The sequence below is a fragment of the Paenibacillus sp. FSL P4-0176 genome, from assembly GCF_037975265.1.
Lineage (GTDB): Bacteria > Bacillota > Bacilli > Paenibacillales > Paenibacillaceae > Paenibacillus > Paenibacillus amylolyticus.
Window position 1 is genome coordinate 4,289,903 of record NZ_CP150242.1, and the last position, 14,129, is coordinate 4,304,031.

A 14,129-nucleotide genomic window follows, 5' to 3' on the forward strand; every position below is an offset into this window, starting at 1 on the left:
AATTTATAAATTATATTGTGGGGGTGGAATATAGATGCCTTTAATGGATAATGTTGAAAAGTTTCTTTTGGGTTCACTCATTACCATTGGGGCATACATGTTTGGTGGATGGTCAGAGGGACTAATAACATTGGCGATATTGTGTGTAGTAGATTATTTAACTGGAATGGCTGCTGCTGTATATGAGGGTAACAAGTTTCCAAACGATCCTACGAAGGGTCTAAGTTCGAATAAGGGCTTCTGGGGGATTTTCAAAAAATTCTTAATGTTCTTAGTGATAGCAATCCTATATAGAATTGACTCACTATTGGGGCTGGAAGGCAATTTGGGATTTATGTTGGGTGGATTATTCTTTTATATAGGCAATGAACTGATCAGTTTAGTAGAAAATCTAGTTAGGCTTGATGTCGCCCTCCCGAAACAATTGAAGCAAGCAGTTACAGTGTTTCAATCAAAAAGCGAACAAAAATCTGAAGATACTGAAGACAAAAAAAGGAGTGATTGAATGATTCAAAAAGGTAATTTTCTATTACTTGATATTGTCGAGCTTCGTTCATGGCTACAGAAGCAAAAAATAACTAGAAGCATTGATAGACTACAGGTACACCACACAGCTTCACCAAACTATGCAACGCGACAATTACTGAATGGAATTGCAAAACAAGATATTTGGAAGTGTCTTGAGGGTATGAGAACGTATCATTTGTCTCAAGGATGGTCGGGGACTGGACAAAATATAACAGTTACTGAATCGGGTCAAATAGCTATTAGTTTAGATAGAGATTTAAATAAAACTCCTGCTGGTATTGCTGGATCAAACACCGGAGCAATTTGTATTGAAATCATAGGCAACTTTGATAAAGGTGGAGACACAATGACTGATAACCAAAAACAGTCTGTCATTCATCTGTATGCTTGTTTGGCTGAAAAATTAAACCTGTCTATAAATACAGACACTGTTGTTTACCATGCTTGGTACACACCCAAAACAGGAACGAGACTTTCAGATTTTATACCGGGAAAATCAAGTAAGACGTGTCCGGGAACAAACTTTTGGGGTGATGGCAACAGTATTGCCGCAGCTAATAGAAACTTTATACCTCAAATAAAAGCTGAATTAGATCGTTTAAGAAACAATATCCCAAATGCCACTCCAGTTCCAATTACAAAACCAAAGGATGACGAACCTATGACCGAAGCTGAAAAATTACAAGTAGCTACTCTTGAGAAAACAATTCAACAACAAGCAGACTGGATTAAAGCAGAGAAATTAAAAGCCAATATGGAATGTCCAACATGGGCACAGGAAGCCTACAAATATTATAAGGATTACATCTCTGACACCACAGGTAGCTATGACTTCTGGAGACAACTCGTGATTAACTACCGTAAAGACAATAACATCAAAGTAAGCAAGTAATTATACATAAAGGAGATAAGACAAATGGACGAATTATATATTATTGCGATCATCCTTGCTGCTGTTGCTGGAGGATTATTTGTCATTCCTTTTGCTAAGAAAAAAGGATGGATAACGAAGGATAAAACAGAGGGTATGAAGCAAATGTTGTTGGTGACTCGTCTTGCACTCGATGTTATCAAGACTGGTAAATTAGATAAGAATAAAGCCACATTTGCGCTAGATATTGCAGATAGAGTTGTTGATTACGTAAATGAACACATGGATGACAATGTTGATAAAAGGGCAATTTCATTGAGAATTATTGACGATTTGTTGGCGAAAAACGCAGTCATACCAACGGTTTCTGAGCGTCAACTTATTGAGATTGTGATAGATCAGGCAATTTTGCACTCAAACAAAGATAAATAACAAATATAGGTAAAACTTAACCCCTCTTGAGATATTATTCTCTTGAGGGGTATTTTTTTCATTTTTTCAACTTGTGTATGTTTTCTTGGAGCACTTGTCTACAATATGGTGGACTTAATTCATAATCTTTATAAATCTTTGTAAGGGACAACCCTTCAACATAGTGTAGATTATAAATCCTCTCAAAGTCACGAGCTCGTCTTTTCATGCCTCTTTCTTTTGTGGTCAATATATTTGCTCCCTTAGCTTTAAACATTTGCTTAATCGTCCACCAATCGGCTTTAGTGGCTTCTGCAATTTGTTCAAAGCTAAGAAGGTCTTCATTGTACATTTTCAACATGTCGTCATAGAGGTGTTCAATCTCACCCCATTTGTGGGTATAGGATTCACCTCCCCACTTAGGTTTTTCATATGGGATTGAATCATAAACATATATATTCTCACTCTGGATTTTACAAGCGTATCGATTGCTTCCTTGCCAAAATCCTTCTCTCCCCCGCGGGCCAAACTGTAGGCTTCGTCAATGAACAATATCCCACCGAGTGCCTTCTTAACCAGATCTCTTGTTTTCTGCGCCGTGTGACCAATATATTCTCCAACCAGATCTGCACGCTCTACTTCAATAAGATGACCTTTACTTAACACACCCATCTTCTGAAAGAGTTTGGCAACGATCCTCGCCACGGTGGTCTTACCGGTCCCCGGATTGCCTTTGAAGATCATATGATACACGTGCGCACCACTAAGTAAGCCTGCTTCGGTACGCATCTGAGCAATCTGTAGGAAAGCATAGATCTCAAACACCAAGTCTTTGATATTTTCAAGTCCAACCAGTTGCTCCAACTCACCCTGTATCTCCTGGAAGTGTGCATGTTTGGTTATACTCTTGGCTGCCTGTACTGCCGCTGCTTCATCTTTGACCAACATCTGAGGTTCCTGGTTACGCAACACAATATTAATTTGTCTGGATGGTCTGCCTCCTGGTTGCTCTCCTGCAGCCATGACCCGTCCGTTCATTCGCCATCACCTCTATTTTATCGGGCTGAACTCTCCTGATTATTAATGTATTCTATCAGGTGCTCCAATATTAGAAGGATCATGAAGAATTCTACGGATAAGTAGATGTCTCAAATCTGAATGTTTTTTCGAAACTCTCCGTTCTCAAACAAACTCGGCCTATGCTTCAGTGATAACTGAAAGTATGGGAATACATGTGCATCAATGGCATGCAGCAGTTCCTTAGCCGTCTTGTTCGCCAGGTCATAATCACCCGTTGTAATATGTTTCCGTGACAGTGCATCTTCAAGCTCATCTTCATCCAGCAAAAATACTTCTCCATCTTTCAGTACAACGACATCCAGATACAGGTCATCAAACCAAGGAACACCCTGATCGGTTATCCCCTGACTACGACATGTATCAATGTACCACTCTACAATCCGTTCCTGATCGTCAAACATCGCCGTAACAACAAAGTGCTCTCCCTTCGGATAGTATTGCAGCCAGGAATAACCTTTATCTGCGATACAGAAGGTACTGCCTCCATATGTTTTCCACAGAGGTTCTTTCAAATCCTGTATGGTGTACAACGTAATATAACCTGTGAAAATTTTGGATTGAACGAACCGGCATGTGAATTGTCGGTTCGTAATCCGGCGCCAGTTCGCGCGATCCCCGAATTTCCGTTTCATACGAACCCCTCTTTGCCGACTACAGGTCCGTGACCTGCTCTGATGTTATTGGTGAACAATGTAATAACGTCCGCCTGATGGATTCCAGCGCTCTGGGCCCACCCTTGCACAACGTATTACGAATAGTTACAGCTTACCATATTTAAGGTTTACACTCAAAATCAAGCTTTGTCCCACCTATTCATCAAATCAGCTTCCATTACAGTTGGTTCTATATAACACAAAAAAATGCTTCACCGGTTTCCCGGGAAGCATTTTTTTCAATGTAGCTATAATGTAGCTATTTAGTGATTCATTCGCTTAGCCGCCGGTTCCAGCTTGGGAATCTGCAGGTGCATCTGTCCCTCCAGTATCCCCACTTGTTCCGCTGTCCGGAGTTACAACTTCGCCCGGCGTTGTTACGCCCCCATCATCGGGACCTTCACCATTTCCGCCAGGATCTGTTGTGCCCTGACCAGGCGGGGTCGTATTTTCTTCCCCAGGTTGACCGTTTCCGCCGTTATTACCACCGTTGCCATTGTTTCCGTTATTACCATTACTATTACCATTTCCGTTGTTGCCATTTTCATTTCCATTACCGTTATTACCGTTCGAGTTGCCATTATCCGGTGTACCATTGTCCGGATTCTCCGTACCTGGCTGCTCAGGATCTATCTCTGTTCCAGGGTCTATACCAGGATCAGGTTCCTCCGGCGGCACTTCCTGCGCTTCAATCATCAAGGAGATGGTGTTGGAAGGATCCGTCTCAAGTCCTGATGCCAAGTCGTAAGCTGTCACATAGTACTCATAGGTTAGACCAGGCAACGCACTTAAATCTTGTGCACTGGTCGCTCCTACTGCATCAATGAGATGAGTGAACTGCGCTTCAGATGTTTCTTTCCGATAAATCCGATATTGAGTACTCGCGTCACCCGTTCCAGTCCAACTCAGGGAGACGGTTTGTGCATTTGGATCGTATGATCCACTCAGCCCACTAACGGACAGAGCCGGCTTTTCTGGTTCTTCTACTGGCGGAGGTGCCTGCCCTCCAGCTGGTGCTTTGAATTGCTTCACTGGAACGCCTTTTAAAGCATCTCCCATAACTTTGGCAAAGAAAGCTGCTGACAGCTTACTGCTGTTCTTAAGCATATGATTGGCATCCGGATTGTCATACCCCATCCAGACTGCGGCAGTCCATTCCGGTGTGTATCCAACAAACCATACATCACGGTTGGCACTGTTGCCAGAGATACCACTTTGAACAGTTCCTGTTTTACCCGCTACCGGACGATCCAGACGCGCTGAACGTCCCGTACCGTCATTAACAACGTTCTGCAGCATCTGTGTAAGCTGATACGCATTTTGCTCACTCATGACACGCGTTGTGTCCGAGTTATCATGTTTATAGGTGGTTTTGCCTGCGCTATCCTTGATTTCTTTAATCGCATAGGCTTGTCGGTATTCTCCGAGGTTGGCAAATGCACTATAGGCTTGCGCCATTTCCAGTGTATTTGTACCTTTACTTAGACCACCGAGGGCAATCGCCAGGTTTTTGTCTTCATCTGTCAGCTGTATACCTACACTCTTGGCAAAATTAATACCTGTGTTAACGCCTATTTTATCAAGCAGCCAAACCGCAGGAATATTTTCCGATTTCGTAATGGCTTCCGTCATACTGATCGTTGAAGAATATCCATGCAAGTTACCAGGACAGTAGTTACCAAAACATTGCTTTGCATTACTCAGCGACGAGTTGGCACTGTAATTTCCTGATTCAAGCGCCGGTGCATAAGATACAATCGGTTTAAAAGCTGAACCCGGTTGTCTGCGACTCTGCGTTACACGGCTATAACCCTTGGTCTGATAATCCCGTCCGCCCAGGAGGGCAACGAGGCTACCATTCTCATGGTTCATGATAACCATGGAGCCTTGGACTTGTTGATCGTCTTTGCTTGCCTCGAACAGATTATCATCTGTGAAGGCAGTTTCCATGGCTGTTTGAGCCTGAGCATCCATGGTTGTATAGATTTTGTATCCGCCGATATTCAGATCATCTTCCGTTTTGCCTGTTACACGTTCAGCTTCACGGAGAACATAATCAATAAAGGCTTGATATTTCTGGTCTTTTTCTGGTCGCTTGTAGTTATAATCTACCGCTTTAGCTTTATCCATCTCTTCCTTCGTAATGTAGCCTTGATCATACATTAGCTGGAGAACAACGCCACGTCGTGCCTTGGAATCGTTCGGATTGCTTACAGGATTGTAGGCAGAAGGCCCCTTGGGCATCGCTGCTAGTGTGGCAATTTCCCACAATTCAAGTTTATTCAGATCTTTTTCTCCAAAATAAAATTCAGATGCCGCTTTAATCCCGTAACGCTGATGACCGAAGAAAATCCGGTTCAGATACATCGTCAGGATTTCGTCTTTTGTGTACTTGCGCTCTAATGCCATGGCAATCGATACTTCCGTTGCTTTACGGAAGAACGTTTTGTCACGGGACAAGAACATGTTCTTGGCAAGCTGTTGGGTTAATGTACTACCACCTTCCACCATGGAACGAGCCATGACGTCCTTAACCGCCGCACGCCCAATGGACCAGATATCCACACCTTGGTGATCATAGAAGCGTTTATCCTCCGTCGCAACAAAGGCTTGCTTCACCAGCTCAGGAATATCGTCTTCTTTGACGGGGTCCAGCTTCTGAATGGATAGCTCCCCCATTAATTGGCCATTGCGATCATATACTTTTGAAGTTTCATTAATTGTGGTTTTGTCCTTATTGGCTTTGAGCAGATTTTCACCACTCACCATAATAAATAAATATCCGCCTAGTGCACAGAATATGGCGATTGCCATTGTGAAAAATAGTGTCCATCCAACGCGTTTACCCGTAATTTTTTTCTTTTTAGAGGTCTTTGGCTTCGCTTTTTTGGGTGACTTATTATTGTTGTTGCGATTGTTAGACCTCGACAACGGATCGTTTGGCATGTTACCTCCTGACTCCCTTTCGGTTGCATAATTTCTAATCGTCTGTAGGCTCAGGCATATATTAAACATATTTTGCCCGGAATGAAAAGAACAACCCTTTATTCAGGTTGCTCTGTTTCAATACCTATACTTGTAGACGAAATGGTTGGTGAAAAGGTTTCGTAATTTTTTAAGCTTCGCCGCTGTTATCTTGCTGCATCAGCGATACGCTGCGTTGCGGCGTGAACGTGGAGATGGCATGCTTGTAGACCATTTGCTGGCGTCCGTCGCTGTCAATGACGATCGTAAAATTGTCAAATGCCTTGATCGTCCCGCGGATTTGGAAGCCGTTGGTCAGATAGACCGTAGCAGGAATATTTTCTTTCCGCAGTTGGTTCAAGAACGTATCTTGGATGTTGATGGACTTGTTCATTAGCCGTACCCCCATTGGTTCATTTGAATTCGTGTTCAAGTAATATTCAATATCGCTGAGTAGCTTTCGTGCTATTATATCATGAACAGTTTCATATAATCCACAAAAACCCCTTGTCTGCTATTTTACCCCCATTCTTAGCGAGGTGAACAAATAGAAGACTTATCCATTATACACCGCTTGTCTGTTTTGCAAAAGAGGGACAAAATCTTCATTTAAAAGCACATTTATTCGTTGTTTGGCGAATGATTAATCTCTACCATCTGTTCTAGTGATAAATAAAAACCTCTATCCTTTTGATGACCAGAAGGTAGAGGTTTACATATCTTGATCTAATCGATGCCTGTCAGAAGAATACTAATATTCGCTTAAATCAATCAAATTTCCGTGTAATCAATTCACTAATCTGCTTGTATTTCCCTTCAAAATCCTGGGTATCCGTCATGTCCACCCATTCAATATCCTTCATATGGCGGAACCAGGAAAGCTGCCGTTTGGCAAACCGACGCGTATCCCTCTTCAACCACTCAACCGCAGCTTCCCAACTCACTTCCCCTTGCAGGAACGCTGCAATCTCCTTATATCCCAACCCTTGCATGGAAATATGACCTCTGGCCACTCCGCGTTCCAACAAGGATTTCACCTCATCTACCAGACCTTGTTCGATCATCAGATCAATCCGCTCTTCTACCCGGGCGTACAACTTCTGCCGATCCATTGTCAAACCAACAATAAGAAGGTCATAAGGCGATTCTTTCTTCTGTACTGCCAGCTGGTCAGACCACTTCTCGCCTGTGAGGTGATGGATCTCAAGCGCACGTACAATTCGCCGCTGGTCATTCGGATGCAGACGATCCGCACTAACGGGGTCAACTTCCCTCAATCGATCATGAAGGGCCTGAGCTCCATTTAGCTCAGCATAGCTGAATTGTTCCTCTCTGAACGCTTCATCCGAACCGCTATCAGAAAATTGGAAGCCGTAACATACTGATTCCACATATAGACCGGTGCCACCTACGATAAAAGGCATTTTACCGCGTTCGTGAATTTCACTAATCAATCGTGTACAACTCTCCTGAAACTCGGCCACAGAATACGGATACTCCGGTTCATGGATATCAATTAGATGATGGGGTACACCCTTCATTTCTTCAGAGGTTATCTTAGCAGTTCCGATATCCATTTCACGATATACCTGCATCGAATCTCCTGAGATAATCTCACAATTGAAAGCTTGGGCAAGCTCGATGCTCATTCTTGTTTTGCCTACTGCTGTTGGTCCAACCAACACAAGCAGTTTAGGTTTTGGTTTAACTTCCACTTTCAACATTAATCACTCCGTACAGGGTTTTTGCATTCGCCCGATCAAGTATTTCAAATCCGAGCCTGTCAAACTCCGCGCTGCCGCGCTTTTCTTTCATGACTACCCGTTTACGGGCAACCCGTTTTGCTTCCATAATGCTCTGTTCATCCAGCGCATGAGCATTTGCATAATCTCGCAAGGGCTGTATAGCACTTGAATCCATCATCGGTTCACGGAACATGGGGTCAAAATATACGGTATCACAGCTTCGATCCGGCATGGAACGCAGCAACTCAAGATGATTTGCATGATGCAGCTCAATGCGCCGGAAAGCTTCATTTACCGCTGGCTTGATCGTCTCATATTGAGACATCCCCTCCACTAATAGTGTATATAGCGGAAGAGAGCTCTCACATGCAATCACCCGTCCACTTTTACCCACTGCAACTGAGAACACCAGTGCATCCGTGCCCAGTCCGGCTGTACAATCGATGATGGTATCCCCTTCATTCACCGCCCCCGCCTCCAGCAGTGGATCAGGTTCTCCTCGCAATATACGTTTGGCACGAACAAATCCCATGCTGGGGTGGAACTCCAGCAACGGTGAATCCTTCCGAAATAGACGCACTTTACCCTGGAGTACAACCAGAACCTCCTCCGCCTCATAGTGTTCAATCATCATGGGCAGAGACATTTTATTACGGCGCACGTAAGTACCCCCTGTTGTTTCAGCAAGGTTTCGGGCCCGCTCCACAAGTAAAGCCGCTTCCTTTTCACCGGTTGTAATATACATAGATTCCTCCTAAATAGCTACATAACACGTTTGAACAATTTTTCCAGATCATATGTTGAAAATGAAATCACAATTGGCCGCCCATGTGGACACGTATAGGGCTGACGACATGAACCCAGACGCTGAATCAGCACCTCTGCTTCCTGATCCGTCAGCTTTTGGTTCGCTTTGATGGATGCCTTACAGGAACACATAATGGATGCAGCTTCTCGCATCTTGGCTAAATCTATGCTGCGTTCACTAAGAACCCACTCGGACATTTCTTCGATAATGTCTTTCTCGTCCCCTTTGGGGAACCAGAACGGATGGGAGCGTACACGGAACGTCTGTCCACCGAAATGCTCCAAATATACACCCGCCTGTTCGAACCAGGCCAGCCTTGTTTTCAGCTTTTCCGTCTCCGAAGGTGTAAATTCGAGCGTAATAGGCAGCAGTAACTCTTGTGAGGCCTGGGCAGGGTTACCAAATTTCTCGTAATAGTACTCATAATTCACGCGTTCATGAGCAGCATGCTGATCAATCAAATATAAACCTTGGTCATTTTGCGCGATCAAATACGTACCATGATGCTGTCCGATCAGACTCAGCTCCGGAAATACAGGCATGGAAGCATCCGATTTAATGGCAGCAGCAAGTTTAGTGGCATCAGGCAGACCTGAAGTTTTCCACGTCCGTTCACCTCTGGCAATCGAAGACGGATTATACGATGAACGTGCTTCCCTAACCGGTGAATATACGGAATCGGAGCGATACGTAGCTGGTTTGCCTTCAGCCAGCGGTTTCTCTGTTGCTCCACGATCCCCACCATCTTGAGAAGAGAGGTCAGATTTGGGAACAGTTTCGGTAGAACTTGTACTTGAACTTGTACTTACATCCTTAGTGCCTTCTTGCACGTTAACGGATGTCTGCCCCCCGTCATGACTATCAATCTTCTGCAAAATATCCCCGTTCCAACTTTCTAACTGCACAGGGGGGTGTGTAATCTCAGGTGGAGCTTCTGGCAACGGCACTGAGTGACCCTGTTCAAATACTGGCTGTGCTGTAGACACATCCGCCGGAGCATCCAAATCCAGATCATCATCTTCTGCAGTTAACTTCAGATGTGCAGCAGTAGGTTTCCCAAGTGGCCCTTGTTGCCCATATCCTTCTGCATCAGATGCATCTTTCAGCGGACCACGTGGAAAGAGGAATTGTTCCTGGATAAAGGAACTATCGTCCCCACGTCGAATCTGCTGTTTTTTGACCTGTGGAATCAGTACCTCCTGCCGGAGTATACCCCGCAACGTCGTCTCTATGAATTCATACAGTTCTGGTTCCTTGCTGAAGCGAACCTCCAACTTGGCCGGATGCACGTTCACATCCACAAGAGAGGGGTGCATCTCCAACTGCACCACGACAAGTGGGAAGCGATTGATCGGCAGCAAGGTATGGTAGGCTTTGAGAATCGCCTGATTGAGACCGTAATTGCGAACAAATCTCCCATTAACAATCGTTGACATACCATTACGATTCGCTCGTGTCCATTCTGGCAGGCTGATCAGCCCGCTCACCCGGTAATCCAGACTTTCTCCCTGGATGGGAAGCATCGCTTTGGCAGCACTTGTCCCATAGATCGCTGCAACCACTTGTAGCAGATCGCCGTTGCCCAACGTCTGAAGCAGCACATTCTCATTATGGCGCAGTCGGAACGAAATGTTTGGATGAGACATCGCCATCCGGTATAGGACATCTGATATATGTCCCAGTTCCGTCTGGATCGTTTTCATATATTTGAGTCTGGCAGGTGTATTGTAAAATAGTTCTCTCACTGCAAAATCTGTACCTTGGGGTGAGGTTGCATCTTCATGAGAAACAAGGTTCCCGCCTTCAATCACGATGCGGCGCCCCCGCCCATCATTGTCACTTGCCGACAATACCTCTACCTTGGACACGGCGGCAATACTCGCCAAGGCTTCGCCACGGAATCCAAGACTTGTGATCTGAAACAGATCTCGGCCATGGGCTATTTTGCTGGTCGCATGACGATAAAAGGCGGTTTCCATGTCCTCTGGCTCAATACCTGTACCATTGTCTTTGACACGAATACTGAGGAGTCCACCCTCTTCCACCGTCACTTCAATCTTGGTGGCGCCTGCATCCACCGAGTTTTCGAGCAACTCTTTGACAACTGAAGCAGGCCGTTCGACCACTTCACCCGCCGCGATCTGGTTGGCAATATGTTCATCAAGCACATGTATCTTCGCCACAGGTTTTCCCCTCCCTTATACTCAGGATAATTGCTGTGCCTTCAATTTGAGATCATTCAATATCTGCATCGCCTGAAGAGGCGTCATATTCATGACATCGATATCTTTCATCGTACGGATGAATTCTCGCGCTGGTTTATCCACCGCAACTACATCCGGTTTCGTTGCCACATTCGGCTCATCATCTCCAAAGATGGACAGTTGAACCACATCCGAATGGTTTGCGCTGGACTGTCCTTTGCTGTTTGATTTCTTGGCATGTTGCTTCCCAACCGAATCTTCAATAGAAGGTGTGTACTCTGCACTCTCCACAATCTCGTGTTCCCGGATCAATGGTGCTGAATCCGTGTGCTGGAATTCTCCACCTTTTAATTTCAAGCCTTCTTCCTGCTTCTCGTTTCCGATATATTCACTGCCCACAGCTACTTGCGCGGCCGCATGTTCGAACCCATGCAATAGTCCATTCGCCCGCTCAATAATGCTATCAGGCAGACCTGCAAGGCGTGCACAATAGATACCATAACTGCTGCTGGCTGCCCCGGCAATCAATTTGCGCAGGAAATTAACTTTGTCACCGCTCTCTTGTACCGCCATCGAGTAGTTGGCCAGCTTATCCAGACTCTCCTCCAGATGAGCAAGTTCATGGAAATGAGTTGATACAAGAGCTTTACAGCCAATAATATCATGTACATATTCAATAACAGACTGAGCAATCGCCATACCTTCACTGGTCGACGTTCCGCGTCCCAATTCATCGATAATAATCAGACTACGTGGTGTGGCTTTGTCCGTCATGACCTGAATGTCGGCCATCTCCACCATGAATGTGCTTTGTCCGCCAATGAGATCATCCGCGGCACCGATCCGTGTGAAAATGCGATCCATGATCGGCACTTCCGCCTGACCCGCAGGTACAAAACAACCTACTTGCGCCAAAATGGAGATTAAAGCGACCTGTCGCATATACGTACTCTTACCAGCCATATTTGGTCCAGTAATCAGCAGAATACGTGCCTCTTCCTTGGTCATTGCCGTGTGATTGGCAATAAATGCGCCATCTCGCATGACCGCCTCAACGACCGGATGGCGTCCTTCTTCCACAACCAGATCATAACCGTCGGTCAACGTAGGACGTACAAAGTTTCGCTCAGCGCTGATCACCGCAAAAGATTGATACACATCAATTTCCGCTACCTGTTCAGCCAGCTTCTGCAATCTTGCAATCTCTTTGTTCAGCCGCTCGCGCAGCTCTGCGAACAGCCCATACTCAATATCAACCATTTTGTCCTGAGCTTCGAGAATCAACGTCTCTTTTTCCTTCAACTCCGGCGTAATGTAACGTTCTGCATTGGCAAGTGTCTGTTTACGTTCATAACGTCCCTCTGGCAGCGCGGACAGATTGGACTTGGTGATCTCGATATAATAACCAAACACTTTGTTATATCCAATCTTCAGCGATCGAATGCCTGTCGCCTCACGCTCTCGCGCTTCAAGCTCGGCAATCCACTGTTTCCCGTTAACCGAAGCCTCACGCAATTCATCCAGACGTTCATGGTACCCTTCACGAATCAGACCTCCGTCCCTTACCGATACCGGCGGCTCGTCCACAATGGCTTGCCCGATGGCTTCACGCAGATCATTGCAATCATCCATCGTTTCAGCAATATGTTGCAATGTTGCGGAAGATGATCCTGCGCAATGTTGACGAAGTCCTGGAATTTTCTCCAGCGATGACTTGAGCGCATTCAGGTCACGACCATTGGCATTACCAAACGCGATCCGACCTACCAGACGCTCCAGATCGTAGATGTCTTTGAGTTCTGCCCGCAGGTCTTCACGCAATATAAACTGGTTGTATAGCGTATCCACAGCTTCCAGACGCTCATTGATCTTCCCTTTTTGCAACAATGGCTTATCGACCCAACGACGCAGCATTCTCGCACCCATGGACGTCTCGGTCCGATCAAGCAACCAGAGTAATGAACCTTTTTTGGAGCGTTCACGCACAGTTTCCACCAATTCCAGGTTCCGGCGGGTAAACGGGTCCAAGATCATGTAATGATCGGGCTCATACGTTGAGATTTGAGTTAACTGCCCCAGAGAACGTTTCTGTGTCTCACTCAGATAGGAGAAAAGACGTGCAATGCACGCTTGACGTTCAGGCTCTAATCTTGCCCAGACAGCCTCGCCAAACTGCTGACGGACCAGATCTTCCTTATTCTTTGTCCACGACGTGTAGACCACAGGACGACCGATTGGAGACGCCTCGGCTTCTACTGTTTCAAGCAGCGCTGCATCCCCCACCAGCTCCGATGGTTCGTAGATGCCGATTTCATCCTTGAGCCATTCCTTGGAATAGGGTACGGATGTCACATACAACTCACCCGTTGACAGATCACAGGCCGCGAGCGCCAGCGTATTTTGATTACCTGTAAGACACACCATGTAGTTGTTGGACTTGTCACCGAGTGTCTTGCCTTCCATTACCGTTCCCGGTGTAACCACACGTACAATTTCACGTCGTACCATGCCTTTGGTTACACTTGCATCTTCCATCTGTTCACATATCGCAACTTTATATCCTTTTTCAATCAGACGCTGTATGTAATTGTCAGCCGAATGATAAGGTACACCACACATCGGAATTTTATCATCCGTGCCTCCGTTGCGTGCGGTCAGCGTGATCTCAAGTTCACGGGAAGCATTAATCGCATCCTCGAAGAACAATTCATAGAAGTCACCCAGTCTAAAAAATAGAAAAGCATCTTGTGCTTCGGCCTTCACTTGCAAATATTGTTGAATCATTGGCGTATACTGAGCCATGATGAATATCCTCCATCCCGTTCCTATAATGTCAGGAAGAAACGCGTCCTGGAAGGACAATAA

11 protein-coding genes and 1 pseudogene are annotated in these 14,129 nt (G+C 45.4%); 3 read left to right on the plus strand and 9 right to left on the minus strand.

Annotated features, from left to right (window positions below; all coding sequences use genetic code 11):
* Positions 1 to 34 precede the first annotated feature (34 nt).
* From MKY95_RS19760 to MKY95_RS19770, 3 genes are read left to right on the plus strand one after another with little or no spacing between them, the layout of a single operon-like run.
* Positions 35 to 505: a phage holin family protein gene (locus tag MKY95_RS19760; RefSeq protein ID WP_339194093.1), complete on the plus strand. Its 471-nt coding sequence runs from the start codon at positions 35 to 37 to the stop codon at positions 503 to 505.
* Positions 506 to 1,420, plus strand: coding sequence for a peptidoglycan recognition family protein (locus MKY95_RS19765; protein ID WP_339194095.1), 915 nt, complete (start codon positions 506 to 508; stop codon positions 1,418 to 1,420).
* 24 nt (positions 1,421 to 1,444) lie between these two features.
* Positions 1,445 to 1,831, plus strand: a complete 387-nt coding sequence (locus tag MKY95_RS19770; RefSeq protein ID WP_339194097.1) for a hypothetical protein — start codon at positions 1,445 to 1,447, stop codon at positions 1,829 to 1,831.
* A gap of 58 nt (positions 1,832 to 1,889) precedes the next feature.
* Here the strand turns inward: MKY95_RS19770 and MKY95_RS19775 are convergent, their stop codons facing one another.
* From MKY95_RS19775 to mutS, 9 genes and pseudogenes are all read right to left on the minus strand, one after another.
* Positions 1,890 to 2,171, minus strand: a complete 282-nt coding sequence (locus tag MKY95_RS19775; RefSeq protein WP_339194099.1) for a hypothetical protein — start codon at positions 2,169 to 2,171, stop codon at positions 1,890 to 1,892.
* 107 nt (positions 2,172 to 2,278) lie between these two features.
* Positions 2,279 to 2,848 (minus strand): annotated as a pseudogene (locus MKY95_RS19780) (AAA family ATPase); the annotation flags it as partial.
* Positions 2,849 to 2,958: 110 nt separating this feature from the next.
* The gene (locus MKY95_RS19785; RefSeq protein ID WP_036672757.1) at positions 2,959 to 3,522 is read right to left on the minus strand and encodes a DUF402 domain-containing protein; all 564 of its coding nucleotides are present in this window, start codon (positions 3,520 to 3,522) and stop codon (positions 2,959 to 2,961) included.
* 300 nt (positions 3,523 to 3,822) lie between these two features.
* Positions 3,823 to 6,489, minus strand: coding sequence for a PBP1A family penicillin-binding protein (locus MKY95_RS19790; RefSeq protein ID WP_339194101.1), 2,667 nt, complete (start codon positions 6,487 to 6,489; stop codon positions 3,823 to 3,825).
* 169 nt (positions 6,490 to 6,658) lie between these two features.
* On the minus strand, positions 6,659 to 6,901 hold the full coding sequence (hfq, locus tag MKY95_RS19795) for an RNA chaperone Hfq (RefSeq protein WP_017687918.1): 243 nt from the start codon (positions 6,899 to 6,901) through the stop codon (positions 6,659 to 6,661).
* A 373-nt stretch (positions 6,902 to 7,274) separates the two neighbouring features.
* Positions 7,275 to 8,231 carry a tRNA (adenosine(37)-N6)-dimethylallyltransferase MiaA gene (gene miaA, locus MKY95_RS19800; protein ID WP_036672759.1) on the minus strand — a complete coding sequence of 319 codons (957 nt, stop codon included), beginning with the start codon at positions 8,229 to 8,231 and terminating at the stop codon, positions 7,275 to 7,277.
* Entirely contained in the window at positions 8,212 to 8,997 is a 786-nt protein-coding gene (locus MKY95_RS19805) for a class I SAM-dependent methyltransferase (protein WP_036672760.1), read from the minus strand. Before MKY95_RS19805 ends, miaA begins: the two co-directional genes overlap by 20 nt.
* A gap of 17 nt (positions 8,998 to 9,014) precedes the next feature.
* The gene (mutL, locus tag MKY95_RS19810; protein WP_339194103.1) at positions 9,015 to 11,243 is read right to left on the minus strand and encodes a DNA mismatch repair endonuclease MutL; all 2,229 of its coding nucleotides are present in this window, start codon (positions 11,241 to 11,243) and stop codon (positions 9,015 to 9,017) included.
* A 21-nt stretch (positions 11,244 to 11,264) separates the two neighbouring features.
* Entirely contained in the window at positions 11,265 to 14,066 is a 2,802-nt protein-coding gene (gene mutS, locus MKY95_RS19815) for a DNA mismatch repair protein MutS (RefSeq protein ID WP_339194104.1), read from the minus strand.
* Positions 14,067 to 14,129 lie beyond the last annotated feature (63 nt).